The sequence below is a fragment of the Pedobacter sp. Leaf194 genome (genome assembly GCF_001423945.1).
Lineage (GTDB): Bacteria > Bacteroidota > Bacteroidia > Sphingobacteriales > Sphingobacteriaceae > Pedobacter.
The window spans coordinates 108,935-135,899 of the sequence record NZ_LMPU01000010.1 but is presented as its reverse complement, the minus strand read 5'-3'; the positions used below and the strand labels follow the sequence as shown (position 1 = coordinate 135,899).

At 37.1% G+C, this 26,965-nt stretch carries 24 protein-coding genes and 3 tRNA genes; 19 read left to right on the top strand and 8 right to left on the bottom strand.

The features are described from left to right. Positions 1-2: 2 nt before the first annotated feature. Entirely contained in the window at positions 3-1,343 is a 1,341-nt protein-coding gene (locus ASG14_RS15145; RefSeq protein WP_056871914.1) for a TolC family protein, read from the bottom strand. 156 nt (positions 1,344-1,499) lie between these two features. Continuing rightward, positions 1,500-2,105, bottom strand: a complete 606-nt coding sequence (locus ASG14_RS15140) for a TetR/AcrR family transcriptional regulator (protein WP_056871913.1) — start codon at positions 2,103-2,105, stop codon at positions 1,500-1,502. Between the two features lie 165 nt (positions 2,106-2,270). On the opposite strand from ASG14_RS15140, the gene ASG14_RS15135 reads away from it, so the two are divergent. The 7 genes from ASG14_RS15135 to ASG14_RS15105 all read left to right on the top strand — a co-directional run bounded on the left by ASG14_RS15135 (position 2,271) and on the right by ASG14_RS15105 (position 8,582). Next, complete coding sequence (locus ASG14_RS15135) at positions 2,271-2,708, top strand: sterol desaturase family protein (protein ID WP_235528600.1); 438 nt, start codon at positions 2,271-2,273, stop codon at positions 2,706-2,708. Positions 2,709-2,824: 116 nt separating this feature from the next. Further along, positions 2,825-4,354: a TlpA disulfide reductase family protein gene (locus tag ASG14_RS15130; RefSeq protein WP_162238747.1), complete on the top strand. Its 1,530-nt coding sequence runs from the start codon at positions 2,825-2,827 to the stop codon at positions 4,352-4,354. 73 nt (positions 4,355-4,427) lie between these two features. Then, a complete protein-coding gene (locus tag ASG14_RS15125; protein WP_056871910.1) occupies positions 4,428-5,117 on the top strand; it encodes a hypothetical protein in 690 nt (229 codons plus the stop codon). Continuing rightward, positions 5,098-6,264, top strand: coding sequence for a TlpA disulfide reductase family protein (locus tag ASG14_RS15120; RefSeq protein ID WP_056871909.1), 1,167 nt, complete (start codon positions 5,098-5,100; stop codon positions 6,262-6,264). The genes ASG14_RS15125 and ASG14_RS15120 overlap by 20 nt, the downstream gene beginning before the upstream one ends. Before the next feature lie 22 nt (positions 6,265-6,286). Further along, positions 6,287-6,733, top strand: a complete 447-nt coding sequence (locus tag ASG14_RS15115) for a protein-disulfide reductase DsbD domain-containing protein (protein ID WP_056871908.1) — start codon at positions 6,287-6,289, stop codon at positions 6,731-6,733. A 168-nt stretch (positions 6,734-6,901) separates the two neighbouring features. Next, positions 6,902-7,918 (top strand): UDP-N-acetylmuramate dehydrogenase, encoded by a 1,017-nt coding sequence (gene murB / locus ASG14_RS15110; RefSeq protein ID WP_056871907.1) that lies wholly within the window; start codon positions 6,902-6,904, stop codon positions 7,916-7,918. 133 nt (positions 7,919-8,051) lie between these two features. After that, positions 8,052-8,582, top strand: a complete 531-nt coding sequence (locus tag ASG14_RS15105; RefSeq protein ID WP_056871906.1) for an RNA polymerase sigma factor — start codon at positions 8,052-8,054, stop codon at positions 8,580-8,582. A 426-nt stretch (positions 8,583-9,008) separates the two neighbouring features. Here ASG14_RS15105 and ASG14_RS15100 read toward each other — a convergent pair whose 3' ends face one another. Next, the gene (locus ASG14_RS15100) at positions 9,009-10,490 is read right to left on the bottom strand and encodes an NAD(P)/FAD-dependent oxidoreductase (RefSeq protein ID WP_056871905.1); all 1,482 of its coding nucleotides are present in this window, start codon (positions 10,488-10,490) and stop codon (positions 9,009-9,011) included. A 236-nt stretch (positions 10,491-10,726) separates the two neighbouring features. Between ASG14_RS15100 and ASG14_RS15095 the strand changes: the two genes are divergently transcribed. The 3 genes from ASG14_RS15095 to ASG14_RS15085 all read left to right on the top strand — a co-directional run bounded on the left by ASG14_RS15095 (position 10,727) and on the right by ASG14_RS15085 (position 12,362). Continuing rightward, positions 10,727-11,257, top strand: a complete 531-nt coding sequence (locus ASG14_RS15095) for a hypothetical protein (RefSeq protein WP_157274948.1) — start codon at positions 10,727-10,729, stop codon at positions 11,255-11,257. A gap of 1 nt (position 11,258) precedes the next feature. Beyond that, complete coding sequence (locus tag ASG14_RS15090; RefSeq protein WP_056871903.1) at positions 11,259-11,975, top strand: lycopene cyclase domain-containing protein; 717 nt, start codon at positions 11,259-11,261, stop codon at positions 11,973-11,975. A 153-nt stretch (positions 11,976-12,128) separates the two neighbouring features. Beyond that, positions 12,129-12,362 carry a cytochrome b5 domain-containing protein gene (locus tag ASG14_RS15085; RefSeq protein WP_056871902.1) on the top strand — a complete coding sequence of 78 codons (234 nt, stop codon included), beginning with the start codon at positions 12,129-12,131 and terminating at the stop codon, positions 12,360-12,362. Positions 12,363-12,447: 85 nt separating this feature from the next. Here the strand turns inward: ASG14_RS15085 and ASG14_RS15080 are convergent, their stop codons facing one another. Beyond that, positions 12,448-13,368, bottom strand: a complete 921-nt coding sequence (locus tag ASG14_RS15080) for a PfkB family carbohydrate kinase (protein WP_056872081.1) — start codon at positions 13,366-13,368, stop codon at positions 12,448-12,450. Positions 13,369-13,515: 147 nt separating this feature from the next. Between ASG14_RS15080 and ASG14_RS15075 the strand changes: the two genes are divergently transcribed. From ASG14_RS15075 to ASG14_RS15065, 3 genes are all read left to right on the top strand, one after another. Beyond that, positions 13,516-13,589, top strand: a tRNA-Asn gene (locus ASG14_RS15075). An 86-nt stretch (positions 13,590-13,675) separates the two neighbouring features. Then, a tRNA-Asn gene (locus tag ASG14_RS15070) sits at positions 13,676-13,749 on the top strand. A gap of 59 nt (positions 13,750-13,808) precedes the next feature. Continuing rightward, positions 13,809-14,129: a VOC family protein gene (locus tag ASG14_RS15065; protein WP_082491630.1), complete on the top strand. Its 321-nt coding sequence runs from the start codon at positions 13,809-13,811 to the stop codon at positions 14,127-14,129. A gap of 268 nt (positions 14,130-14,397) precedes the next feature. Here ASG14_RS15065 and ASG14_RS15060 read toward each other — a convergent pair whose 3' ends face one another. After that, on the bottom strand, positions 14,398-14,934 hold the full coding sequence (locus ASG14_RS15060) for a hypothetical protein (protein WP_056871901.1): 537 nt from the start codon (positions 14,932-14,934) through the stop codon (positions 14,398-14,400). A 932-nt stretch (positions 14,935-15,866) separates the two neighbouring features. Between ASG14_RS15060 and ASG14_RS15050 the strand changes: the two genes are divergently transcribed. The 3 genes from ASG14_RS15050 to ASG14_RS15040 all read left to right on the top strand — a co-directional run bounded on the left by ASG14_RS15050 (position 15,867) and on the right by ASG14_RS15040 (position 18,290). After that, positions 15,867-16,394, top strand: a complete 528-nt coding sequence (locus ASG14_RS15050) for a hypothetical protein (RefSeq protein ID WP_056871899.1) — start codon at positions 15,867-15,869, stop codon at positions 16,392-16,394. Between the two features lie 557 nt (positions 16,395-16,951). Then, a tRNA-Asn gene (locus ASG14_RS15045) sits at positions 16,952-17,025 on the top strand. Between the two features lie 347 nt (positions 17,026-17,372). Then, the gene (locus ASG14_RS15040) at positions 17,373-18,290 is read left to right on the top strand and encodes a winged helix-turn-helix domain-containing protein (RefSeq protein WP_235528599.1); all 918 of its coding nucleotides are present in this window, start codon (positions 17,373-17,375) and stop codon (positions 18,288-18,290) included. A 16-nt stretch (positions 18,291-18,306) separates the two neighbouring features. On the opposite strand, the gene ASG14_RS15035 is transcribed toward ASG14_RS15040, so the two are convergent. From ASG14_RS15035 to ASG14_RS15025, 3 genes are all read right to left on the bottom strand, one after another. Then, positions 18,307-18,882, bottom strand: coding sequence for a hypothetical protein (locus ASG14_RS15035; protein WP_056871898.1), 576 nt, complete (start codon positions 18,880-18,882; stop codon positions 18,307-18,309). 151 nt (positions 18,883-19,033) lie between these two features. Further along, positions 19,034-20,134 carry a DNA polymerase IV gene (dinB, locus tag ASG14_RS15030; protein WP_056871897.1) on the bottom strand — a complete coding sequence of 367 codons (1,101 nt, stop codon included), beginning with the start codon at positions 20,132-20,134 and terminating at the stop codon, positions 19,034-19,036. 198 nt (positions 20,135-20,332) lie between these two features. Further along, entirely contained in the window at positions 20,333-20,692 is a 360-nt protein-coding gene (locus ASG14_RS15025) for a PleD family two-component system response regulator (protein ID WP_056871896.1), read from the bottom strand. A 261-nt stretch (positions 20,693-20,953) separates the two neighbouring features. Here ASG14_RS15025 and ASG14_RS15020 point away from each other — a divergent pair, with 261 nt between their 5' ends. The 3 genes from ASG14_RS15020 to ASG14_RS15010 all read left to right on the top strand — a co-directional run bounded on the left by ASG14_RS15020 (position 20,954) and on the right by ASG14_RS15010 (position 26,952). Next, on the top strand, positions 20,954-21,979 hold the full coding sequence (locus tag ASG14_RS15020; RefSeq protein WP_056871895.1) for a LacI family DNA-binding transcriptional regulator: 1,026 nt from the start codon (positions 20,954-20,956) through the stop codon (positions 21,977-21,979). 422 nt (positions 21,980-22,401) lie between these two features. Then, on the top strand, positions 22,402-25,356 hold the full coding sequence (locus ASG14_RS15015) for a TonB-dependent receptor (RefSeq protein ID WP_056871894.1): 2,955 nt from the start codon (positions 22,402-22,404) through the stop codon (positions 25,354-25,356). A gap of 12 nt (positions 25,357-25,368) precedes the next feature. Continuing rightward, complete coding sequence (locus ASG14_RS15010; RefSeq protein ID WP_369817231.1) at positions 25,369-26,952, top strand: RagB/SusD family nutrient uptake outer membrane protein; 1,584 nt, start codon at positions 25,369-25,371, stop codon at positions 26,950-26,952. The last annotated feature ends 13 nt before the right edge of the window (positions 26,953-26,965 follow it).

Here is a 26,965-nt window from a genome sequence, read left to right as displayed (position 1 = left end):
TTCTATTGTACTAGCGATTTAATATTTCCGTTTGATTTTATTAATTGTATTTCAGCAACCTTGTAGTTAAGTAAAGCTTGCGTATAACTGTTCTGCGCACTGGTTAACGAGTTTTCTGTTTCAAGTAAATCCGTTAAGGAGGCTAAGCCGTTATTGTAATTATTTTGTGTGCTCTTGTAAATTTCCTGTGCCAGTTCGGCATTTTTACGTTGCGAATTGATGGTGTTCAGGTTGTTGCGCAACTGTATTTTAGCATTTTCATAAGCCAGGTTTAGCGAGTTTGTAGATTCTTTCCTGTCCTCTTTAGCTTTAAGTATATCCACGTTTGCCTGGCGAACCTTCGACCGGGTTAAAAAGCCATTGAAAATTGGAACCCTTAATGTTACACCAATTGCTGATGCACCATAACCAATCGCTGCGGCATTTGAGCTTAAGAAATCGAAACCATCACTCTGGCTGGAGTAGGTGTAATTTCCTGTTAAGGCCAATGTTGGGTAATATTCGGCAACATAAGCTTTTCGCTGGAGCGATAAAAGTTTATCCTGATTATTTAAAAGCTTAACCTCTGTTCTGTTTGCTAAATCAACGGAATCTGCAAACTGAGGTAAAACAGTCACTTCTGTCAACTCTGTTGCCGGTAAAGTAATTTGATTTGAAACCGGCATACCCATAGAAAACTTCAATTGGTTTTCAAGCTGGGTGATTGCGTTGATGGTTTGGTCCCGTTGTGTATTTAAATTAGTCAGGTTAACATTAATCCTGTCAACGTCAATTTTACGGGCTAAGCCGTTTTTATATTGATTGCCAACAATTTTCTCAACTACTTTAACATTTTTGATGTTCGTATCAATTACGTTTAGTTGTTGTCTGTTAACCAAAACCTGGTAGTAATTATTTGCAACAAGTTCAATTATCTGTTCTTCAGTTAATTGAGAAGTTAAGTTGTAATATTCCTCACTGGATTTTGCCGCTTGTAAGCCGGTAAAAACCTGCTGATTAAACAGTTGCTGTGAAAGCTGAACGCCGGCAGATGAATTCCAGTTCTGACCGAGTTTAATGGCCTGTGTTTGTCCACCGAAGTTAGCGACCAATTGGCCGATGATGGGGTTGTAGGTTAAGCCCGCGTTACCAGTAAGCTGTGGTAATGCCTGCGCACGAACTTCCTGTACTTTGTATCTTCCCCGTTCAATGTCCAATTTAGATTTGCGAACATTAGTGTTGTTTTGGAGCGCATAAGTAAGCGCATCCTTTAAGGTAACCTGCTGCTGTGCCGTTACCAGTTGAGGTAAAGCCATGCCGGTTATCAGGATGAGCATTAATTTTACCAGTTTTACTCTAAGCATAATATGTTGTTTTTGTTTTTGGGTTCTTTGTTTTTGTAGTGTTAAGCCTTTAATTAAGTGTCAGGTTTTTGTACGATGGAAGGTATCAGTGCTTATTATTTTGCGATTTTAAAATTCAAATGCTGATAATGTGCTTAATTATATTCCTTACTTTTCTCAGCACTTAAGGCCTTTTGTAAAAATTGTTGAAAGGTCTTTTTGCTTTTGTGTCATCTTATTAACCGCCTTTTTATCCGGTAGCAAGTCTTTTCCTAATTCCATAATGCACATATTTGTCAATCCCATAAGGCTCTCCAGATATAGCTCTGCTACGTGGGCCATGCTTTCATGTTTAATTTCTCCTTTTTCCTGTGCCCTTTCAAAAATCTGTGCGTAAAAGCGCTTTTCAGCGTCTTTCAAGGTTGTAAGTTTCGTTTTCATGGCTGCATCGTTAAAAATATCGGGCAAACCTTCTGATATTCTCAACATGAAATATTTCATAAAAAACGAGTTGCGAATGTCGATAGTTTGAAATAAAGTATTTTCTAAAGTCGCGTCGGGATTATACTTTTTCTTTAACGAATCGAAATAATCAGTAAAAACTTTCTCTATTACACCTACTATTAGGCTTCTCTTATCAGGGAAATAATAATAAAGAGAGGGTTTTGAAACGGATAAATCTTCAGCAATATCATTCATTGTTGTTTTACCAATCCCGAAATGAATAAAGCGTTTTATAGCACCTTCAATAATCTGTTCTCGCTTTTTATCGGCTACAATCATTTTACTTTTCTACTTTCTGACTTTTTTAATATTTTAGTCAAAAATAGATCTTAAATTTCAAATGTTAATCAATCGATTAAAAAATAATTACATCGTTACATTTTAATGACATTCAATTCCTTCCGGATTGGTTTATATATATTTACAAACTAAAATTCACATATTTTGTCAGTATTGTTGTCCGTGTTAACCGTGTTGCTTACCATATTTTTTATGGAATGCCTTTCGTGGTTTATCCACAAATATTTATTCCATGGTCCGCTCTGGTTTATGCACAAAAGCCACCATGAACAATCGAAATCGTTCTTTGAATGGAATGACTTGTTTGCAATTTTATTTGCCGGAATATCTTTGTTCCTGATGTTTATCGATGGCAAAAATTTTGGTATTAAGTTTTTCATTGGTGTTGGCATCACTACTTACGGGATAATTTATTTTGTAGTTCACGATTGGTTTGTTCACCGCAGGTTTAAAACTTTTAAAAGTAACAACAGCTACCTTCAGGCAGTTCGTAAGGCACATAAAATCCATCATAAAAATATGGGCAAGCGAAATGGAAAAGCATTTGGATTGTTATTTGTGAGGAAGAAGGTAATACAGTGAATAGGTAAGTAATGATAAACCTTCGAAAATTTTTTAAACTAAAATTTTAGTTTTATATTTCGTTAGAATATCAAACTATGCTTAAATTATTTCGGCAAAAGCCCAGCATTAAATTTTTGAAATTATTACAGGGGATTGCCTTGATCCTGATGATGTTAGTTTTCTCAAAGTGTAAAACAAATGCGGTTATTACCAATGTTGCTAACACTCATCAAGATTTAGATACGTTGCCAAAAGAATTGCAAAACTCTGCCTTAAAAAAAATAATTAATCGTAATCCAACTGATAACTGGGCTTTTTATCGATTTAATCTTTTGAACGGTGGAGACACTATTATGCTGAATAATCAATACAAAGCCTGGATGAGGAAATTTCCCAAAGTAGGAGAAATTCCTTTGAACTTTTCTTATTTGTTTGAAGGGTCAGGCAAACAAGATTTGTATTTGAAACAAGCAGTGAAGATTAATCCGAAATTAATTAAGGGTTGGGCAAGTCTTAGTTTAAATGCCTATTTCAATAATGATAGCGAAGCAGAAAAGTACTATCTTAAAAAAGGGGTAGATGCAAATCCCGAAAATGCTGAGATTTTTTATAGATACGTAACGTCTTTTTCTGAGCAAGATAAAGATTATGAACAGGGGTTGTTGCAGCTAATTGAAAAATTTCCTAATTCTGAATTTGCTGTCAAAACCCTAAATATATTGGCTAATTATTCGAAGAAATCTGAAGATAAGATTATGTATTATGAACGCATAAAGCAGATTTATTTCCCGCAGAAATTTAATCAGGCAACCGATGCGATGCTCAGTTATTATTCTTTTTTGCTTGAGTATGATGTAGAAAGGACACTTCCACTTTTAAATGATTTGCTAAAACTGAAGTTCAGGCCCTATGATTGGAATTTGCTGCTTGACGAATCGAAAAAAATTCTATGTGCACAAAATTATATCAAGCAGCAAAAGGGTAAAGAGGCACTAACTATTCTAAATACTCTACACTTTCCTTATTTTGTTAATCATCCAAGGCATTTTTTGCCTCTATTGAAAGCACAGGCTTCAGCTGCCACTACCGACGATGTTTATGACGATTTGATAGATTTATATTGTAAAAATCCTACTGTGTCTGTTTATAGCGAATTGTTAAAGTATAGTTTTAAGCAGGAGAAAGATAGTTCGGATGTTAATGAAGACATTTACAAATTTTTAAGTAAAAATGCCAAACAGGCTACGCCATTTAAGTTGTACAATTACCAGAGCAGAGATTCGCTGGTGCTGGCCAGTATGAAAGGCTCTGTGGTGCTGTTAACATACTGGTTTCCAAAATGCAGCCCGTGCCGGGCAGAGTTTCCACACTTTGAAAACGTATTATCAAAATATCTTTCGTCGGTAAAATATGTTGCAATAAACATTGAACCGAAAGAAGCCGATTTGGTGTTACCAATGATGAAGGCTGAAAAATATTCTTTTATCCCTCTTAAGGAGAAACGTTTTAGGGAAAAAGGTAATCTCGATAACATGGGTTTCGCTCCCGCCAACTTTCTGGTTGATAAAAGCGGAAAATTAATTTTTTCTGATTTCAGGGTTGACGGCTCTAATGAAGCTGATTTAAAATTAATGCTTGACATACTAACAACTATCAGTAAGTAGTTAATGCATAAATAATCAGGCTGGTTTGGATAACTAATTAATTAGTTATATATTTATTTTTCAATTACCTAATATGAAAAAGTACCTGTTCTATACATTCATGTTTTTTACATGCACCATCCGAGCTCAGTCGATTACGTTCAATATAAAAGGCGTAATCATGAATACAGATAGTGTTAAATATGCTTATTTAACCACTTTATCTCAGCAAATTCCCATTTCAAGCGATAAAATTTTTATGGTTGTTCCGGTAGTTAATGGAGAATTCAAATTTAATGGAGTTTTTGACCTTAAGGGTGAGAAATATCAATTTGCTAACGTTTTTCTGGAAGAGCGGGGAAACATTACAAAAGAGGAAGCACTTTCTAAATTCAGACGACTGATTTGGATAAGTGGAAGAAGAAGGAACGCGAAAATTGTCATTTTGGAGGATTTAACCTTGTCAATTAACAAATACGGCGACACTAAAGAAGCTGTAATCAGCGCGGGTGGTATGCTTACCCGACAAGCCGATGAAAGAACTGCGGCTGTAAGAGCCGGAAACAGAGCGCTAATACAATTTGTTAAACGCCACCCAAATTCTGAAATATCATTTTATGCAGTGACAGAAGTTTTGTCAATGTACAGTGCGGAAAAAAAAGACAAGCTAGAAAGTTTATGGGGCTCTCCATCTGAATTGTTCAATGCGCTTTCGATTCAACTAAAGAATAGTAAAAGGGGCGTAGCATTAAAGAAACGTATTGATGAAAAGACAAAACTTTAAAGAAATCCTATTATTTCTAATCTGCTTCAATTGTTTTGGTTTCGCCTCTGCTCAAGAGCTATTAAAAGGTAGTTTGACTTTAAAATCAGACTTGAATTTGGCAAGTCAAAAGCCTTGGAAGTTAGTGGTTAAGCGAAGTGATTTGGGTGGCTATTCTGGCAATTCTGATACAATACTTGTTAAGGGAATTGCACTTAAATATAAAACCGAACTTAAAGAGCCCTGCTATTTATCTGTTGATTTTTATTGGAAGGATAGAAAGTTTACCACTTACAGCTTTTGGGCGATGCCAGCGACTTATGAAATAGGCTTTACAAATAATTTAATGCCCATGATAACAGATTCCGTCATATCACAGGTAACTGTCGGAATTGAGCATCTTATTGCTCAGCACATAAAATATGCTAAAGAAGCTGAACGAGTTGTTGGCGATGTCAACTACGAAAATCAAAAAATAGCTGATGTTGAAACAAAAATATGGAAAATCAGAGATTCTTTTGAGAATTTAATTGACTCCAATATTTATCTTTCAGCTGTAAATAAAAATCCTAATTCTGTAATTGGCTTGTATGCGCTGTTAAAATTTGCAGAAAGGCCTTATGGTAAGGCTCGTACGATTAACGAACCGAAGAAGATTGATTCGCTCCTCAACACACTTGACCCTACTATTAAAGCGCTACCGTCGGCGAGAAAACTATTCAGTACCATCAACTTGGAAGCAGAACTAAAAGTTGGTAATGCAATGAAAGATATAGCTCTGCCGAATGCGGTTGGAAAGATTTATAAAATAAGCGACTTTAGAGGTAAGTACTTATTGGTTGACTTTTGGGCGAGTTGGTGCACGCCTTGTAGAGCCGAGCATCCCAATTTAATTAAAATTTTCAACAAGTATAGCAACTCAGGTTTTCAAATAATAGGCATTACGCGAGACCAACCGCTACGGAAAGTGGACTGGCTTGATGCAATCAAAAAAGACAAAATTGACATCTGGCTTCAGCTAAGTGATTTTAATAATACAGCCCAAAAAGTTTATAACGTGGAAGCGATACCGGTAAATTATCTTGTTAACCCTGCTGGAATAATAATCGGAAGAAATTTGCGGGGAGAAGCTTTAGAAAAAGAGCTTAAAAAGAATTTTAAAAAGTAAATTACGAAAATTAGAGCATCGCATGAGAATCAGTTTAATATTTATTTGTCTTTTAATTGCTTCAGTCTCGAAGGCCCAATTTAAAATAACCACTCCGGTAAAATGGAGTTATAAGGCCGTGAAATCAGCTAATAATGAAGCCGTTTTGTTTTTGAAAGGGACGATTGAAGATGGATGGCATATTTACGCACAAGATGGCGGAATTAAATCGCTTCAAACCAGTTTCGCTTTTTCAAACGCAAAAAACTATGCGTTAATAGGAAGAACAACTGCACCGAAATCGCTTACGAAATATGAAAAGGTGTTAAAAGCGAACGTTAGTTATTACGAAAAGTCGGTTATTTTTCAACAGAAGATAAAAATAAACGCAGCTCAGGTGAAAGTTAAAGGAAAACTGGAATTTACCGTTTGCAACGCTACCGAATGCAGGCCCGCTGAAGAAGTGGAATTCAGTATTCCAATAACTTAATCAAAAGGATTATTCCAAGAACCTTTAAATCGGCTACATCTCTCGGCATTAACCTGAATTACGCCGCTTTTGCTGGCCTTTTCAAAATATGCTGTCTAATAAAATGAAATCCATTCAAATAAAACATACTAAATTTTATTTTACTTTTGTGCACAACACAAAATTACCATGCTGCAAATTCAGGAAAACGTTTCGCTTAAAACCTTTAACACTTTTGGAATCGATGTAAAAGCTGCTTTTTTTGCAGAAATATTTGATGAGGAAGATTTAAGAACGTTATTCAAAAACGAATTATCAAAAGCAAATAAGCTGCTCATAATTGGCGGTGGAAGCAATGTACTGTTTACGCAAGATTATGATGGCTTGGTAATTAAAATCAGCATCGTGGGCATCACTTCAAAGGTTGATGGCGATGATATAAAAGTTACAGCTGGTGCCGGTGTTGTGTGGAATGATTTTGTGAACTATTGTGTAAGCCACAATTTTGCCGGTGTCGAAAACCTCACATTAATTCCGGGTACGGTTGGTGCATCACCTATACAAAATATTGGTGCTTACGGTGTAGAATTAAAAGATGTGTTTGAAAGCTGCACGGCTTTTGAAATTAACACCGGCGAAATTAAAACTTTTAGCTACGCTGATTGCCACTTCGGTTACCGGGAGAGCATTTTTAAGGGCGAATTGAAAGGGCAATTTATTATTACCTCCGTTACCTTCGCTTTAAAAACCGAAGCCAGATTAAACACTTCCTATGGCGCAATTGAAGCTGAACTGCAAAAACGAGGTATTGAAAGTCCGGGAATTGCCGACGTATCTGCTGCGGTTGCACACATTCGCGTAAGCAAATTGCCCGACCCAACTACGATAGGTAACGCCGGTAGCTTTTTCAAAAACCCGGTAATCGAAAAATTTGAGTTTGCAGATGTTGTTGCAAAACACCCCGATGTGGTACATTACCCAACAGCCGATGGTAAAATAAAATTGGCGGCTGGCTGGCTGATAGAACAATGTGGCTGGAAAGGAAAAATTCAAGGCAATACAGGTACATGGAAAAATCAGGCTTTGGTGCTCGTAAATCATGGAGACGCTTCTGGCAAAGAGGTGTTTGACTTTTCTGCCCAAATCATAGACAGTGTAAAGTCTACTTTTGGAGTCACTTTAGAACGTGAAGTAAATATCATGTGACCAAAAAGCTCACTGAATCAAAGTTTTGAGTTTCGATAGCGTGCCAGAAATTTTTGGTACTAAGTTTGTTTAGGTTAAGACAGAACAGAATACAATTCATTTGTTTTTTAAATCTTACCTAAAGCTACACATCATGACAAAATTTGAATTCAACCATCTAGTTAACCACCACTCTGTATCACTAAGATCATATGCTCTAAATTTTACAAAAGATGCTGAAGATGCAAATGATCTTGTTCAGGATACAATGTTGAAAGCAATAACTTATTACAACAAGTTTAAAGAAGGTACAAACTTAAAAGGTTGGTTATTCACAATCATGAAAAACACTTTCATTAATAACTACCGTCGCTTAGTAAAAACAAATACATTAATAACACAAAGTGAAGACATTTCTTCTGCAAATCTTTCTTACAGCGCAACTAAAAATCAAGCTGAAAGCAAATTTGTTTTAGGAGATATCGATAAAGCATTGGCTCAGTTACCTGAAGAATATTATGTGCCTTTCATCCGTTACTTCGAAGGTTACAAATACCATGAAATAGCCGACATGTTAAACATTCCTATTGGAACCGTTAAAACCCGCATCCACGTAGCGAGAGGAATACTAAAAAAATATTTAAAAACTTATTCAAAAGATATTGCAATAGCTGAAATGGCTTAAGCAATTTTTCTTTCAAAAATTCAAGGTCTGGAGCATATCCAGGCCTTTTTGTTTTTACGTATGTTAGATAATGCCGTCATTAATAGGTTTGAGAATGTGAATGGATGCAGCTCGGAGATTAATTCTTGAAATTTGTGTACCCGAACCAAATCTTATTTATCAGTTCGGAAAATATTGTGGAAGATATCGCGGCAGTAAGTTTAAAAGCTTAGCAACCCAAAATGTTGTAAAAGCAAAAGGCCTGGAATAAATCCGGGCCTTTTTGCTTATCATATATTTGGTTAGTTGATTCTTATGTTTTATTTCAACAATATTCCTTCTCTCTAATTTCGAAACAAATGCAAACCCCGAACAATTATGCGTTTTGAGGATATTTCACAGTGTTTTTGTTTTGTGGTTATAAAGATAAGGGAAATTTTAAGTTTGTCAAGCTTTTTTTAACTTTTTTTTTATTTCTTTTGCTACCACTTGTCCTGATATGATTGCAGGAGGCACTCCAGGGCCGGGAACGGTTAATTGACCGGTATATAAAAAATTTGTTACGTTACTCTTTATACTTGGTTTAAGGAAAGCGGTCTGTTTCAAAGTGTTTGCTAACCCATATGCGTTTCCCTTAAAGGCATGGTAATCTTCAACAAAGTCTGCCATTGCATAGCTTCGTTTAAATAAAATGCTTTCGCTTATGTCGTTACCAGTTAAATCTTTAAATCGCTTTACTAGCAAGCTGAAATATTCTTCTCTTTTTATTTCGCTATCCTGTAAACCCGGTGCAATTGGTATAAGAAAGAACAGATTCTCACAGCCATCCGGGGCAACACTATCATCCGTTACGGAAGGACAACAAGCATAAAAAAGTGGTTTGCTCGGCCATTTTGCGTTAGTGTAAATTTCTTCGGCATGCTCATCAAAGTTTTCGTCGAAGAAAAGGTTATGGTGCAGAATATTCGTTAATTTTTTATTTAAGCCGATGTAGAAAAGTAAACAAGACGGGGCCATGGTTCGGCTGTTCCAGTATTTTTCATCATATTTCCGGTGCGGCTTACTTAAAAGCTCCTGTTCAATGTGGTGGTAATCTGCATTGCCAACAATAAAATCAGTTTTAAAGTTGCCTTTATTCGTAACAATTTCTTCAGCAACATTACCTTTCACTTCGATTTTTGTTACCTCAGTATCAAAGTGAAACCTAACACCTTGCGTTTCGGCAATATTTTGCATCGCCGCAACAATTTTGTGCATGCCACCAATTGGATACCATGTTCCTAAAACCAAGTCGGCATAGTTCATTAAACTATACAGTGCTGGTGTATTTTGTGGGGTGGCACCTAAAAACAATACAGGAAATTCCAACAACTTTCTAAGTTTTTCATTTTTAAAAAGATTATGGACGTGTTTTCGCATATTTCCAAGAAGCTGAAGCTTTATACCGCTTGCGGCTAAACGCGGGTCGAAGTATTCCATTACGCTATGCGATGGTTTGAACACATACTCGTTCATACCAACATCATATTTATATTTAGCCTGGGCTAGAAAAGACTCCAGGTTTGTGCTGCTGCCCGGTTCCAGTTCTTCGAAAAGTTTATATAAATCTTCGAGTGTGGAAGGAACATCTAAGGTTTCATTCCCGGCAAAATAAATTCTGTATGAAGGACTTAGCCTTTTAAGCTGATAGAAATCTGCAGTGGTTTTTCCGAAAAGATTGTAATAGTTTTCGAAAACGTCGGGCATCCAGTACCAACTGGGTCCCATATCGAAAGTAAAACCATCTTTTTCCCATATCCTTGCCCGGCCACCGGCCATTTCATTCTTTTCTAAAACAGTAACATCGAAACCATCTTTTGCCAGCAATGCTGCCGCAGATAAGCCTGCAAAACCAGCTCCAATAATGGTTACTATAGGTTTTTTATCCATTGCATAAAGAAAGCGATTTTTCAGCTATTTGTTTTAAAGAAATTTTTTACCCTGCAACTTTTGTAAAGCAGGCCTTTTTCGTTTAGTTGTGCCAAGTATTTTACATCTGCACAAATTCTGGGTTTCAGCCTTGATTTTAACTTCGGTGTTGTGCTTTTAGCAAATTGCATCGCTTCGAGAAGCAAAAATGCTTTGCCGACAAAACCAATTTCGTTTTATTACCTTTGCTTAAACACATGAATAAACTACCTATTTTACTCTTTTTGCTTTTTGCATTTACGAATGTTTGCAGGGCGCAGCTTTCGCCAAAAGAAATTGCAAGGCTAAAAACCGATTTAGTTAAGGCGGTAGACAATGCTAAGCTTACAGATTCATTAGCCAGCAAGCTGGAAAAGCTGCAAAATAAGACGGCGCTCGTAACGGCTTACACAGGTACATTGGAGGCTTTAAGAGCCAAACATACCTGGAATCCCTACAATAAAATTAAGTATGTAAAAGTGTCGATGAGAACAATGCAAAAAGCCATCGATTTAGATAAAGAGAACATGGAAATTCGTTTTATGCGGTTTTCCATCCAGCATTTTACGCCATCCTTTTTAGGTTTTAGTAAAGATTTGGTTGTTGATAGAAAAGAAATCGTAAAGCACTATCAAAACAACAATTTTGGCATTGCTGATAAAGAATTAATTAAAAACGTAGCTAAGTTTATGATTGATAGCAAGCGCTGCACCGATCAGGAGCTTAAAATTTTAAAGAAGTTTAGTTAAGATGAATTACACGTACTTACTCATAAACATTGGGGTAATATTATTTCCTTTAATTTTATCTTTTGATAAGAAGGTATATTTTTTCAGCAAATGGAAATACGTTTTGCCTGCAATAGCGATAACGGGTGGGTTTTTCTTAATATGGGATTTACTTTTTGTAAAGCTTAACGTTTGGTCGTTTAATTCGAATTATATAGTCGGCATCAAGCTTCTCGGGCTTCCACTTGAAGAGATTCTATTCTTTTTGACAGTGCCTTATGCCTGCATATTTATATACGAATGCCTTAATGCCTACTTTCCGAAAAATGATTTGCAGAAGTACAGCTTTTCCCTTAGCAACCTCCTCCTCGGGCTTTGTATTGCAATCTTATTTTTTGGTTACAGCAGGTGGTATACGCTTATCAATTTTGGTTTTCTTTTTGTTGTACTGGCGTATGTAGAGTATGCTAATGTGGAGTTTCGGTTTATGTATAAGTTTTACAGAGCTTATCTGGTGGCCTTAATTCCATTTTATATTGTAAATGGTTTTTTAACGGCCATTCCGGTTGTAATGTACAACAACAACGAAAATTTGGGCTTCCGGGTGGGCACTATTCCGGTAGAAGACCATTTTTATTTAATGGGGCTTTTGCTGATGAACATTTACCTTTACGAGTTCTTTAAAGGCAGAAGCCAGGCCATTTCAAATAAACAGATTGAAAACGGAACTATTCTTTAGGCCCTTAAAATCCGCAAAAATGTAAAGCTAACTGGCCAATTAGCCCCGATTGCAGCGGCACGAATCCCGATTTTTCGTCGGGAGAAGTACAGCGAAAAGCGGGAACAAAGGTTCGAAATCGCAGATAAATTGCGCTGCCGGAAAAAAATATAAATGGATTTACCAGCTTTTACCAAACAACAGCTCGCTCTAAGAAACGGACAAGATAAGCCGCAAATTTGGGTGGCATATAAAGGTTTGATTTACGATATGACTAATAGTCGCCTGTGGAGAAATGGAAAGCACTACGAGCACTGGGCAGGGCAAGATTTAACTGATGAGTTGCCAGATGCGCCACATACAGAAGCCGTATTTGAGAAATTTGTGGCGATAGGGAAGGTTATTTAATGTAAAAAGCTGCAGATTCACTTCATATCAGTGTACACCTGCAGCTTATTATTGCGATTTGGCCTATCCGTTACTAAACTATTGATTAGGCGTCAATTGTAAAAGCACTTAAGTTAACAAACTCCTGAATCCTTGCTGCAACTTCCTCGTCCGTTAGGTTTAACAGTTTTTCTGTTCCAAATTTCTCAACACAAAACGACGCCAGTGCCGAGCCGTAAATTATTGCATTTTTCATATTGTTAAAATTGATGGTACCCACCTTTGCCAGATAGCCAATAAAGCCGCCCGCGAATGTGTCGCCTGCGCCGGTTGGATCGAAAACCTCGGCAAGTGGTAACGCTGGGGCAGAGAAAATCTGATCTTCGTGGAAAAGCAATGCGCCATGTTCGCCTTTTTTAATAATTAAATATTTTGGGCCCATGGTAAGGATTTTTTTTGCCGCTTTTACCAACGAATACTCACCGGAAAGTTGGCGGGCTTCTGCATCATTAATGGTCAATACATCAACCATTTTAATGGTTTCCAGCAAATCATCCATCATAATGTCCATCCAAAAATTCATGGTGTCCATTACAATTAATTTCGGCCGGTTTTTAAGTCGTTTTATTACTGTTTGCTGAACTTGAGGTGTTAAATTTCCGAGCATTAAGTATTCACAATCCTGATAGCTTTCAGGAATAATCGGATCGAAATTTTCCAGAACGTTTAGCTCAGTAACCAAAGTATCGCGACTGTTCATATCGTTGTGGTATTTGCCCGACCAAAAGAAAGATTTTTCGCCTGCTTTAATTTGTAAGCCTTCTGTATCGATTCCATGTTCGGTAAACGTATCAATATCTGATTTATGAAAATCATCGCCCACAACAGCAACGATTTTTGCTTCGTTATAGAAGTAAGATGCAGCTAAACTGGCGTAAGTTGCGGCACCACCAACAATTTTATCAGTTTTTCCGAATGGCGTTTCAATAGCATCAAAAGCTACAGTACCTATGATTATCAGGCTCATATATTTTAAATTGAATTTTTTTAAAAATTTTTCACTGCAAATATTGCATAAATAATTTAAAAGCCCTAATATTGCATTCCCAAAACGAACAAGGGTATATGTGCTGCAAAGCGCAGAAAGCCTCGTTTTAAGGGAAACAACCAGCACTCCTTCTTAGCTCAGCTGGTTAGAGCATCTGACTGTTAATCAGAGGGTCGCTGGTTCGAGCCCAGCAGAGGGAGCAAAAATCCTCACAGCAATGTGGGGATTTTTTATGATATAATTGCCAGATGATTTTGGCATGTTTTATAGAAAGTAGTAATAATATTCCTTCTTAGCTCAGCTGGTTAGAGCATCTGACTGTTAATCAGAGGGTCGCTGGTTCGAGCCCAGCAGAGGGAGCTGATTATCAATCAGTTAGCCCCACTCCGTCCGAGTGGGGCTTTTTATTTGCGCAAAGTTTGCACAAAAAAAATCTTATTAAATTTTTAACCTTAGACGGCTCGTTGAAAGATAATGTAGAAGTATTTTTTTTCCAACTTGACATTAAGTTCGAAGTTGCAAAAGCTGCACAAAATAGAACCGCAATCATAGAATTTATGGTTGAGGATGTAGATAGTGAGTATCAAAGGCTAGCCGACTCTCTTCAACCTTACATTGTGCAAGTGCCGACAATAATGCCCTGGGGAAATAAATCCCTATTATTTCGTGACCCGGATGGTAACCTTGTAAATTTTTTCAGTCCCGTTTCTCCGGAGGCAATTAAAAAATTCAAGAATTAATGCCCATATACCACTACCTTATCAAAATGCAATAGGGTCGAAACACTATTATGGTCTGGAACCAACAAAATATTCACTTCGTGAGTCATTTTTTTATTTGCCGTATGGTGTATATAAACTTACAGCTGAAAGAAAAATACACAGTAGGGGATCGATGCCTTCGTTTTTTGAGACAAGCTAATAAGAGGCTAAGGGATTTCATGTGCCGCCTTTCAAGGCAAAAGTAATCGTACACATTACCGAATTTTGTAGCGTATTAAAAATTGTTTCAAGGAATTTCTAGACGATTAATTGTAAAAACTGGAAAAAGAATAATGTTTTTTTGCAAGATGTCAGAATAAAAGAGCGACGAAGTAAAGTTAAGAAGTGATTTTTTTGTGAAACCTGATATATTGTCATCTTGGTTTTTTGCGTCAAATGAATTATTCAAAATTAAAATGGGAATAAGTATAGTGACAGAAGAGTTTTTATTTATTAAGCTGTAGTAATCAATTTTTTTTAATTCATCTATATTTGAAAAAATTTGATTACCGATGGATTTTGAAAACGCCACTCCATCAACTGTAAGTATGTTATTCTTGTTTGTCACCTTAATTCGCAAATTAAAGGCATAGTATGGCTCTTTATCCTTTAACAATTTGATATCGCTAGTCCGGCCTAAAAATTTGAATACTCTAATTGCCAGCTCATGTTCAGTTGGATGATTTTTGTTTGCTTGAGCAAAATTGTGACTTGTAATAAATAAAACAAATAATATAGAAAGGATCACCTTAAGAATTAGTTGCTCATAAAAAAGTATTTTCATTTACAGAACATTTAGGTTTATTTATATGATGCATAATATAGATTTAATTCATAATCTAAATATTAGTATATCCTCAAATAAATCGCTATATCGATTCTCGATATACACACCAACGTAATAACGCCAGATAGCTTTCCCGACATACACAAAAATGACAGCTAGTATAAAAAATATTATTTCCATTTCGTACTTGTTTCTTGGTCTAAATTTGATCAAAGCTGGCGATAAACATGCACCGACCTATGAAATGAAATAGCCAGTTGTACAAATCCGGTTGAACAACCCAAGATATTGTACATAAATGTTATTTGGGTAATACATTTCGTTTGTTGGTATTACCCGAAAACCGCTTTGTGCTGAAAACATACCATCCTTCATAAGATGAAAAATACTCAATGGACCGCCAAATGGCATGACAAGAAATAACAATAATTGAAATGAGCACAAAGAAACGTTGATTATATAAAGCATCTTAAGATATTTCATATTTTTATTATTCTGCATATTTGTTATTTCTTCGTTTTGTGAGACATTTTTCTCTTTGCTGTAATTGGTGACAGCAAACTTTCAGCTGAAGTGGTTGGTGGAACACCCAATCGGGGTTTTGCTAACATTGAATTCGAACAAGCGGTGATGGCAGATATGGTGCATTGTAATAGTACTGCTTTCGATACTTATGGAACGGATCAGGAAGTTCAAGCATACCTCCTGTGGATTGGTGGGCTTACGGACAATCACACTGCTTTTCCAAGGTTCAAGCCTTCAGGGACCCCGGCCGAACAATTAGCTTATACGAACTTTTTAACCACGTATAATACTTTTCTAATCAAATTTATTAATTTACAGGGTAATCCATATCATAGTGAGCTTGCAGGTCTAACACCACTTGCACTAATTAACTTAATTAACAACATTCCGTTAGACTGTCAATAATGAAAAAAATCATCCTATTAAGTACACTTGCGTTTTCGCTTTCGTCTTGCTATGCCCAGAAAAGCATATCTCTGGGAGTTCGACGTGTTAATGGTAAGAAATTTGAAGTTAAAGCCACTGAGATCCAGATTGGAAAAGGCAAGCCAGGGGTAATTGTCTTCAACGCTGATTATGAATATAATTACAAAGCTCCACCTCTACCAAAGGGACCGCACCCGTTTCCGATGCAAATGAAAGATATTCATATGGAAAACGATAAAGTTAAGTCAATTGTTATCGGTGTTTTGCGTTATAAAATGCAAGTTCTCAAAGAACGCTCAGAAACGCTACGTCTTTTGTTTAGTCTCGATCAGAGGGGAGAGCCTAAAAATATCAGTTATAGTATCGCCCAGCCGACATCCATTAGCCTGGAGGATATCAGTAAAATTGATGAAAAAATGAAAAAGCAGGTGAGAGCAAGCTTTACTGGAACAGACTATTTGCAGTATAACGTAATCCATTACAACATGCCATTAATATCTTTTTGAGATCCATATATAAACTAGCTAAATACGATTTATCTTACTACCTAGTTCTGATATTCACCTGTCCAGATAAAGCTTCCTTCCGCTATGATATGGCCAAATGGTAGTTCTTTTTAGGGTATTAAAATAGTTGATTGCACAAACTTTCAGTGTGTTGACGAGTGCTTATTTCATTATGAGCGAAATGTATTAAATGATGAAGTTATATTTGTCACTGCTGAAATAAGATGCACCCTTTAATTTAGCGATTCTCCGGGAAGTATTCACCATGTGAACTGGCAGTTAACCAACTACCTTATTGAACTAACAAAACTTTATAATGCGGCCAATCATCCTAAGTCGGCCAAAAGAGGTTCGAAATTTCCTTTACGGGCTAATAATCCCGAGGGAGTCAGACCCCTTAAGCTACTTCTAGCGTGTTTAAGATCTTCAATTGTTCCACCAAGTGGTTCGAATTATGTCCAGTCTGGGGAGCAAAAATCCTCACAGCAATGTGGGGATTTTTTATGATATAATTGCCAGATGATTTTGGCAAGTTTTATCGAAAGTAGTAACAATATTCCTTCTTAGCTCAGCTGGTTAGAGCATCTGACTGTTAATCAGAGGGTCGCTGGTTCGAGCCCAGCAGAGGGAGCTCACAATTGCTGAGTTAGCCCCACTCCGTCCGAGTGGGGCTTTTTATTTGCATATAGGAATTCTCCTACCCATTTGAATAGTTCCTCAATTACTGCAAATTAGTTTCTCCTCATTAAGCCCTTGCTAGCGCACGCCTGTGGCGTTTAAAATGGCGTAGAGTAATAAAATGAGTTTTAGAAATTAAATACGATGATGGTTTAGAACTTTCACACGCGACAAGCGTGCGCCAACGATGGGTTTTAACCGCGGCTAAAACTGGATTATTGATGATTTGCGGATTGCGTACGAACTTATTCACCAACAGGCACTTACTTATAGTGATTATTGTAAATAAAATTGTAAACTTTGGAAAATCAAAAGCAAAAGAAAATGGAAAGGCTAAAACATCTGTTAAATGCGAACCCGAAATCTTTATTAGCGGTAGCGCTTTTTATTTTGCTTGGATTATGTTCTGCCTTTAGCTTTACAGAGCACGATGATTTTGATTCGGCCAGGGAAGGAATAGTGCTTCGGGCAATCGGTCACAAAATCCTTTTACAATCTGGCGACAGCACTTCCCGGGTGCTCCCGGTAACAAAAATAGCCGAAAATAGTTATCAGATAAGATTTGAAAGAGCATTTACTTTCCATCCAGATTCTGTTGTCAAAATTGTTAGCCAGGCGTTGGCCGAAAATAAATCTGCAGGTGATTATGTCGTGAATGTTTTAGATTGCCAGGGCAAGGAGGTCATATTTGGCTATTCTATATCTGAAAGCGGCAAAAATAATTTAGTGCCCTGTTCGGGCAGAAAACAAGAGGTAAATTGCTACCGCATTAATTTGATTTTGAAAAGTAATGGTATAACAAATGTTCAGAAAGGATACCTGATAGGGGGCTTACCACTTTTGGCATTTATTGGGTTAATGATTTCCAAGTCTTTCAATACCCGAAAAAGAGTGAAGCAAGTTAATGCGCATGAAGACACTATTTTTACGATTGGGAACTTAACTTTCGATGCTAAAAAGCGCCAGCTTAGTGCTGGTGAGAAAGTAACCGAACTTACCGCCAAGGAGACCAAGTTATTTTTAATTTTCGCTAAATCGCCAAACTTAATTGTTGAGCGGAGCAGGTTGCAAAAAGAAATTTGGGAAGATGAGGGCGTAATTGTTGGGCGGAGTCTGGATGTGTTTATCTCTAAGTTGCGCAGAAAACTGGAACTAGACCCCACAACACAGCTAACTAATGTCCATGGTAAGGGCTATAGGCTGCAAACGGCTGTTTAGGTTTTTGCTAGATTGATTAATAATCCGAATGTACCGCTGTAAATTTGGAAAGCCCGACGGTGAGGTAACTCAAATATTCCAGAGATATAATTAACGCCCCTGAAAGATAAGGCTCAAAGCTTTTGGGTTTTAAAATGCTTAGAATATTTCTTTTATAAAAGTAATGGTCTTCGCAAAATAGATTGAAAAGGTCAAATCTTTTTTCGAGGTCGTTCATGGCTAAAATAAATGCCGCGGTTTCGCCTGTTGGAATAAAACCATTGCACTTACTGTCTTTTACCCCTCCAAACTCGGTAAAATTTTTATCGAAATTTTCATTTTTGATGAGGAAAACGTCTAACATTTCTGGCCTGACATGTGGTGCCAAAGCCAATAGTAAAACAATTCTTTCAGGGATAGAAGTTTGGTCCCTTTTAATTACTTCTGCATAAAAGGATTCATCTAAAGTCATATCAGGCGCCTGGATATCATAAATACTTTTGTATTTAGTTTGCTGGCCAAAATGAAGTTTCAGACTTGTGTCTATCACTTCAGCAAGCCAGTCTAACTCCTGGGTTATCGCCTGCGCATTTTTTTTTATGATCCCCTTCATCGAAGATTGTTTTAGTTCTTACAAGTTAAGTTAGCTAATTTTTCGGAATTAAATTTTTTTATTTGTCTGATATTGAACTAATTATTTGCACGGAAAGTTAAATTGTGCAAAGCTCTTTGTTGCGGTCATTTTCAACGTTTTGTGAAACTGTCTAAAAGTCAAATTCCAGCTGCGTATCGTCTGGTTTTTCATGTGCAACATCATCATAAAAGCGAGATAAGGTTATGCCAAGAAGCCTTACTTTTGTAAAGCCGATATCTGCTTCAGCCAATAGCTTTATCGCTTCGGTATAAATTGTTTCTGCTTTGCTAATTGGGTTCGAAAATGATCGGCTGCGGGTAATTTGCTTAAAATTTTCGAATTTTATTTTAAGGGTTACCGTTTTACCTTTTAACTGATATTTTTCCAGCCGGTTGGCAACAGTTACACTAATTTGTTGCAACAAGGCATGCATTACAGCATCCTCATTGGTATCTTCTTTCATGGTGTCTTCTGCGCCAACTGACTTCGTTTCACGATTGGATTGGACCGCTCGTTCATCAATTCCTCTTACAACCCGATAGTAAAATTTGCCTATTTTTCCGAATTGGGCAATAAGTTGTTGCTCCGTAAGTTTTTTCAAATCAGCGCCGGTATTAATTTGCATGGCCTTCATTCTGGCGGCGGTAACCTTGCCTACGCCGAAAAATTTCTCAACGGGCAATTTTTCCATAAAGCTTTCTATTTTCGACGGACCGATGAAAGTCAAGCCATCGGGCTTGTTCATGTCAGAAGCAATTTTTGCGATGAATTTATTTACAGAAACGCCCGCCGATGCGGTTAAGTTCAGTTCGCTTTTTATGGCGTCTTTAATAGACTGCGCAATATCAATGGCCGAGCCAATGCCCAGCTTATCTTCGGTAACATCCAGATAGGCTTCATCTAAAGAAAGTGGCTCTATTATATCAGTATATCTGCTGAAAATTTCTCTGATTGATTTTGAAACAGAGCTGTAGGCATCAAATCTTGGATATACAAATATCGCTGTAGGGCAGAGTTGATAAGCTTTACTGCAAGACATTGCGGAACGGATGCCGTATTGCCGGGCTTCGTAGCTTGCCGTCGCAACAACGCCACGACTATCCGGTTTGCCGCCAACAACTAACGGTTTACCACGGTATTCGGGAAAATCACGCTGCTCAACAGATGCATAAAAGGCATCCATATCAACATGAATAATTTTTCTAACTATCGTCGGATTTTCTTCAGACATTGTACACGTCGAAGTTCGGAATTATTCTTCTGAATTTGGAACTGCATTTTTACTTATAGAAAATAAAGAGGCTTGCCCGATAGTTATATCAGGACTTAGCTACCCTGGTTTCGAGTTGATGGCTTAATTAAGCGGAAAAAGTAACACTTTTCATCTCTGGTAGAGGAAACTAACGATTATTATAAAGAGCGGTTAAATTTAATTAAGCAAATGGGTTACTTTATTTAACAACGAATCCATTTCAAATGGTTTTTCCATAAAGTCGTTTGCACCGGCATCCAAGGCCGATTGTCTTATATCACGGCTTGCCGAAATCATTAATATTGGAATTTCTTTAAATTCAGGGTCATTTTTAAGTTGCTTACAAATGTCCCGTCCATCATGTCCGCTCATCCAAATGTCTAATAAAATAAGGTCTGGTCTTTTCTTCACTGCATCAATAACTGCTCCGCCATCATAAGTAAAATCTACCTCATATCCCATAACCTGTAGTATCATCGTAACCGCATCAACTATGCCCTCATCATCATCTGCAATTAGTATTCTTTTATTTTCCATTCATTTATTCTTCATAACGTTGTTGCGGGTAATTACAATTATTACGCTAACAATTCGGTACTGTATTAATGCTTTATGCAGGTATTTTGTTTTTATAAATATAGATTATTTTTATCCTTGCGAGCATAAACAGCGAACAATGTTTTTTCGCTAAATGCATTTATGTTTTTGGTATAGGTTATTTATTGTGCATAAGTGTATTTAGTACTTTAATATTTTATATTTACAGCGTTATTTTTTAATATCAGCTTTTAAAGCCAAATGGATAGTATTAATATAAAGAAATTAGCTGAAGCCTTAAATTTATCTACTTCTACAATTTCTCGTGCATTTAGAGACAATAGCGACATAAATGCGGCTACCAAAGCGCTTATTTTGGCGAAAGCAAGAGAACTAAATTATCAACCCAATCATTACGCCAGTAATTTAAGAGAACAAAAAAGCAAAACCATTGCGGTAATTGTTCCCGAACTTGCAAATAATTACTTCTCGCAAGCAATACACGGTATTGAACGTGTTGCCCGTGAAAACGGTTACCATATTTTAATTTACGTAACCGATGATGATTACAAAAAGGAGGTTAATTTTATTCGCCATTTGCACAATGGCCGTGCCGATGGAATAATAATGTCGGTTTCTGGCGAAGCAAATGATCATAATTACCTTAACAAATTCGGAACCAATCGTTTACCACTTGTTTTTTTTGATAGGATTTATGAAGATATTGAAACGCCGAGGGTAATTACAAACGATTATAACAGCAGTTTTTTAGCAACAGAACATTTAATTGAGCAAGGCTGCAAACGCATCGGTTACCTGGTTGTAAATAAAAGCTTATCTATTGGTAAAACGCGTATGCAAGGGTATATAGATGCACTTGCGAAACACAATCTTGTATTTGATGAGCAGCTGATTGTAGATTGTAGTAACAGTTATGAAGAAAATAGTGTAATTATAAAAAATGCTTTAACGGATTTAAAGCCGGATGGGCTTTTTACATCGGTTGAGCGTTTGGCCTTCGCGACCTATTATGCCTGCTACGACTTAAGTATTTCCATTCCAAACGACATAAAAATTATTAGTTTTTCAAGTCTTGAAATAGCGCCTTTGTTAAACCCCTCTTTAACTACAATTACGCAGCCCGCTACCGAAATAGGTACCGAAGCAGCAAAAATGCTTTTTAAAATTCTCGATTCGAATGTAGATAAAAACCTGGCATCCGAGGTGGTTTTACAGTCGAAAATCATCATGCGAAATTCGACCTCAAACGCCCCAAAAAACCATTAAAAATAGCGTCATTTTCTGAAGCTTTTCTAATCAAAAAAAATCAACACTTAGTGTATTTTAGGCAGAATTAAGGACGCTCTTCGGGAACGTTCCCGAAAAACCATCAAATTTTAAGGCGAAATCATCGGGAACGTTCCCGAAAATACACGCAAAAAACACTTAGTGTAAAAATTACACTTTATTTTAAACTTTTAATATTTTAAACGATTGATTATAAGTACATTATATTTAATAGACTTAATTTTTGTCAAAAATAATAATCCAAAAAAATAGAATTTTTTGATGATGGCAAATTCCAAAATTGCGGCTTGAAATATATTTTCTAAATAAATTTTGAATTATCATTATGTGCTGTAAATTAGGCCTATGTGTAAATCACTATAATATTTAACCAAATTTTTATACTTAAACGAGCTTCGAATATGAAAGTATTTTACCTGTTAAAACAGGGGCTTTTGGTGCTGTTAGTTTTTTCAGCATTAATCGTAAAAGCACAAACCGGGTCTGTATCCGGTAGGGTGCTTGATGAAACCGGCCAACCACTGCCTGGCGCTTCCATTTATGTAAAAGGAACAACCAGAAGTACATCTACCGATGGAAACGGTAATTTTAAACTGGCGGGTTTAACAAATGGTTCCCTAACCATATCTGCAAGTTTTATCGGTTACCAAACTTTAGATAAAACTGTGAATGTTACCGCTAATGCAACCGAAAATTTTCAACTGGTTCCTGATGCGCAAAAATTGAATGAAGTTGTAGTTATCGGTTACGGTACTGCCGAAAAGAAAAACCTAACCGGTTCAATTACCACGGTTGGTTCTAAAGATTTCCAAAAGGGTACAATTACGACACCAGAACAGTTAATACAAGGTAAAGTTGCCGGTGTTAACATTATTAACGGTAGTGGTGCCCCTGGTGGTGGTAGCCAAATCCGTATTCGTGGTGGTGCTTCATTAAATGCAAGTAACGATCCTTTAATCGTGGTTGATGGTGTTCCTTTTAGTGGTAACGGTATTGGAAATGCTCCAAGTCCGTTGTCGTTAATTAACCCTAACGATATTGAAACTTTTACCGTGTTGAAAGATGCGAACGCAACTGCAATTTATGGTTCAAGAGCCTCTAACGGTGTTATTCTAATCACGACTAAAAAAGGCGGTTCCGGCGCACCGGTAATTAACTTTACAACAAATAATTCAATTGCAACTGTAGCTAAAAAAGTTGCTATGCTTTCTGGTGATGAAGTTCGTGCATACGTTAATGCAAACGGTTCGGCAGCTCAAAAAGCGTTATTAGGTACGGAGAACACAGATTGGCAAGATGTAATTTATCGTACAGCTTTTACTACTGATAACACCCTTAGTATTTCAGGTTCATTTAAAGGTTTGCCTTACCGCGTTTCTGCAGGTTATCTGGATCAGCAAGGTGTGGTAATCAAAAGTGATTTGAAAAGAGCTACCGGTGCACTTACACTTTCACCAAGATTGTTTACCGACCACCTGAAAATTGATTTGACGGTTAAAGGTTCACTAACAGAATCTCAATATCCAAATGATGGTGCAATTGGTTCAGCACTTCAATTCGATCCGACTAAACCTGTTTACGCGGCCAATCAGTTTGGTGGTTACTACGAATGGATTAACGGAACGGTTCCAAATCCAAACGCTCCACGAAACCCGTTAGCGCTAATTGAGTTACAAAATAACCATGGCAACGCAGCAAGAAGTTTTGGTAACGCAAGATTTGATTACTCTTTCCACTTTTTACCAGAATTACATGCAAACTTAAATTTAGGTTACGATGTATCTAAAGGTTATGGTTCTACATCAGTTCCTGTTTTTGCAGCTCAAAGCGCATCAACAAGCGGTTCTTATTCAAGCAGAAAAAACTTAGAACATGATAAATTTTCAGAGTTCTACTTAAACTATGCTAAAACTGTAGAAAGTATTAAAAGTAGATTTGATGTAACGGCAGGTTATGGTTACTATGATATTGCCCAAACAAACTTCAATTTTAACACTTATAAAGGAACTGGAGAGTTATTAACTACACCGGTTTTCCCATTCTCGATAGAGCAAAATAAATTACTTTCTTACTACGGTAGGTTCACTTATACCTTTGCTGATAAATATATCCTTAATGGTACCATGCGTGCTGATGCTTCTTCTAAGTTTTCTGAGCAAAATCGTTGGGGATACTTTCCATCAGTTGGTTTTACCTGGAGAATTATTGGTGAGGACTTCCTGAAAGATAGCAAAGTAGTTTCTGATATGAAATTACGACTAAGCTACGGTGAAACCGGTAATAAAGACGGAATAGGAAATTACGAATACTTATCGAGATATTACGCGAATAGCAACAACGGACAGTACCAGGTTGGTAACACTTTTTATAACTACTATAGTGCTGCTGGTTACGACCCTGATTTGAAATGGGAAACTACAACGACCTATAATGCAGGTTTAGATTATGGTTTCTTAAAAGGTAGATTATACGGAAGTTTAGATGTTTATTACAAGAAAACAAAAGACTTGTTAAGTGTGGTAAATATTCCGGTTGGTATCAATTTTACAAATTTATTAACCACTAACGTTGGTAATATGGATGTTAGGGGTGCTGAAGCAAGCTTAAACTTTGTTGCTATCCAAAAAGAAAATATTACATGGGATTTTGGTTTCAACGCAGCTTACAACAAACGTAAAATTACCAACTTAACTTTAAATCCTGATCCAGGTTCTAAAGTGAGTGCAGGTGACATTACAGGTGGAACCGGGGTTACATTAAAATACCATGCAGTTAATCAAGTGCCTCAATCATTCTTTGTTTATAAACAGGTTTACAACGCAGCAGGTGCACCGCTTGAAGGTGTTTACGCAGATTTAAATGGCGATGGCGTTATTAATACAAGCGACCAATATTTCTTTAAATCACCTGATCCAAACTTCACTTTTGGTTTCAATACCTCATTCACTTACAAAAAATGGACCGCGAGCACTGTTTTGAGAGCAAATATCGGTAACTACATCTACGATAATATATCTTCGAACTTTGGAATTAGAAACAACGTATTGAGTACGCAAGGTATTCTAAATAATTCTAGTGTAGACATCTACAACACAGGCTTTCAGGCTAACCAGTTCTTAAGTGATTATTACATCAAAAACGCTTCGTTTTTAAAGATGGATAATGTTGGCCTTGCCTATAATGTTGGTAAACTTTCTCCTAACGGAAATACAACGCTCCGCATTTCAGCAAACTGCCAAAACGTATTTGTCGTATCTAAGTACAAAGGTGTTGATCCTGAGTCGATATCGGGTATAGATTATAACCTGTATCCTCGTCCGAGAACTTTCACTTTAGGCTTAAATGTTGGTTTTTAATTAATTATGAAAATGAAAAATTCATTTAAAACAATATTAGCATCTGGTTTAGTTATGCTTGCTTTGGCTTCTTGTAGACAAAGCGACTTAAATTTAAAACCAACGAATGATGCAACTGCAGATGTGGTTTATGCAACCCCTGCAGGTTACAAAAATAGTTTAGTTAAGCTTTACGCTACTTATGCTTTAACCAGTCCGGGCGGTTCTGATAATAGTGATGTAGGCGGTTTAAACTCAGGCTTTGCAGATTTTTTAAGGTTATTCTGGACTTCGCAAGAGCTTACAACAGATGAGGCGATTTGTGCCTGGGGCGATACCGGTATTCCAGAACTTGATTACTCTACACCGAGTGTGGATAATCAGTTTCTAAGAGGTTTGTACTCTAGAAGTATTTTGCAAATTACGTTTGTAAACGAATTCCTTCGCGAAAGTACAGCAGAGAAATTAGCAACCCGTGGTATTACAGGTGCCGATGCTACCAATATACAACGTTATCGTGCTGAAGCCCGTTTCCTGCGTGCTTATCAGTATTGGGTATTGATGGATGCCTTTGGTAATCCGCCTTTTGTAACTGAAGCCAATGAGATTGGTAAAGTTGCCCCGCTACAAATCACCAGAGCTGCTTTATTTACTTATATAGAGTCTGAATTGAAGGCAATCGAAACCGATTTGGCTGAGCCGCGTACTAATGAGTATGGTCGTGCAGATAAAGGTGCAGATTGGGCTTTGCTTGCCAGAATTTACTTAAATGCGAACGTTTATACAGGTACTGCAAAATATACCGAAGCAATTACCTATTCGTCTAAAGTAATAAATGCAGGCTATGCTTTAAAAGCAAACTACATGGATTTGTTTAGAACCGACAACAATGTAAATAACCTTGAAACCATCTTATCTATAAACTATGATGGTATTAACGGAACAAATTATGGCGGTACAACCTTCTTAATCAACGCTGGTATTAACGGCGATATGAATCCTGGAACGTATGGTGTTCCGAATGGCGGCTGGGGTGGTAACAGAACGCGTGCGAACTTGCCTGCCTTGTTTCCAGATCCAAATGGAACACTTGATAAACGTGGTGCTTTCTTCGGTGCCAAAACAGGAATCGACGATATAGGTGTGTTTACTGACGGCTTACGTGTTACTAAATTCAAAAATATTAGTTCTACAGGCGTTACGCCTCCATCATTAAACGGTACATTCAGTTCATTGGATTTTCCAATTTTCCGTTTAGCCGAGCAATATTTAATTTATGGTGAAGCGGTAATGCGTGGCGGAACAGGCGGCAGTACAGCACAAGCCTTAACTTATGTAAATCTTTTGCGTGCACGTGCTTATGGCAATGCAAGCGGAAATGTTTCTGTATTATCTACTGATTTCTTCCTGGATGAACGTGGTCGTGAGTTGTATTGGGAAGGCCATCGCAGAACTGACTTGGTTCGTTACGGTAAATATACCGATGGTAGCTACTTGTGGCAGTACAAAGGTGGCGTAAAAGCTGGTACAGCTTTACCTGCATTCCGCAACTTATATCCGCTTCCAACGGCAGATTTGATTGCAAATCCAAACTTGAAACAAAATCCAGGCTATTAATCTTAATCTTAAA

What these genes read in the sequence shown, in the direction of transcription:
- ASG14_RS15060 (WP_056871901.1), bottom strand. Translation starts at nt 14,934, where the DNA reads ATGAAAATACTTTTTTATGAGCAACTAATTCTTAAGGTGATCCTTTCT.
- ASG14_RS15115 (WP_056871908.1), top strand. Translation starts at nt 6,287, where the DNA reads ATGAGAATCAGTTTAATATTTATTTGTCTTTTAATTGCTTCAGTCTCG.
- ASG14_RS15145 (WP_056871914.1), bottom strand. Translation starts at nt 1,343, where the DNA reads ATGCTTAGAGTAAAACTGGTAAAATTAATGCTCATCCTGATAACCGGC.
- ASG14_RS15100 (WP_056871905.1), bottom strand. Translation starts at nt 10,490, where the DNA reads ATGGATAAAAAACCTATAGTAACCATTATTGGAGCTGGTTTTGCAGGC.
- ASG14_RS15090 (WP_056871903.1), top strand. Translation starts at nt 11,259, where the DNA reads ATGAATTACACGTACTTACTCATAAACATTGGGGTAATATTATTTCCT.
- ASG14_RS15035 (WP_056871898.1), bottom strand. Translation starts at nt 18,882, where the DNA reads ATGAAGGGGATCATAAAAAAAAATGCGCAGGCGATAACCCAGGAGTTA.
- ASG14_RS15120 (WP_056871909.1), top strand. Translation starts at nt 5,098, where the DNA reads ATGAAAAGACAAAACTTTAAAGAAATCCTATTATTTCTAATCTGCTTC.
- ASG14_RS15025 (WP_056871896.1), bottom strand. Translation starts at nt 20,692, where the DNA reads ATGGAAAATAAAAGAATACTAATTGCAGATGATGATGAGGGCATAGTT.
- ASG14_RS15080 (WP_056872081.1), bottom strand. Translation starts at nt 13,368, where the DNA reads ATGAGCCTGATAATCATAGGTACTGTAGCTTTTGATGCTATTGAAACG.
- dinB (WP_056871897.1), bottom strand. Translation starts at nt 20,134, where the DNA reads ATGTCTGAAGAAAATCCGACGATAGTTAGAAAAATTATTCATGTTGAT.
- ASG14_RS15015 (WP_056871894.1), top strand. Translation starts at nt 22,402, where the DNA reads ATGAAAGTATTTTACCTGTTAAAACAGGGGCTTTTGGTGCTGTTAGTT.
- ASG14_RS15105 (WP_056871906.1), top strand. Translation starts at nt 8,052, where the DNA reads ATGACAAAATTTGAATTCAACCATCTAGTTAACCACCACTCTGTATCA.
- ASG14_RS15125 (WP_056871910.1), top strand. Translation starts at nt 4,428, where the DNA reads ATGAAAAAGTACCTGTTCTATACATTCATGTTTTTTACATGCACCATC.
- murB (WP_056871907.1), top strand. Translation starts at nt 6,902, where the DNA reads ATGCTGCAAATTCAGGAAAACGTTTCGCTTAAAACCTTTAACACTTTT.
- ASG14_RS15095 (WP_157274948.1), top strand. Translation starts at nt 10,727, where the DNA reads ATGAATAAACTACCTATTTTACTCTTTTTGCTTTTTGCATTTACGAAT.
- ASG14_RS15140 (WP_056871913.1), bottom strand. Translation starts at nt 2,105, where the DNA reads ATGATTGTAGCCGATAAAAAGCGAGAACAGATTATTGAAGGTGCTATA.
- ASG14_RS15020 (WP_056871895.1), top strand. Translation starts at nt 20,954, where the DNA reads ATGGATAGTATTAATATAAAGAAATTAGCTGAAGCCTTAAATTTATCT.
- ASG14_RS15085 (WP_056871902.1), top strand. Translation starts at nt 12,129, where the DNA reads ATGGATTTACCAGCTTTTACCAAACAACAGCTCGCTCTAAGAAACGGA.
- ASG14_RS15050 (WP_056871899.1), top strand. Translation starts at nt 15,867, where the DNA reads ATGAAAAAAATCATCCTATTAAGTACACTTGCGTTTTCGCTTTCGTCT.
- ASG14_RS15010 (WP_369817231.1), top strand. Translation starts at nt 25,369, where the DNA reads ATGAAAAATTCATTTAAAACAATATTAGCATCTGGTTTAGTTATGCTT.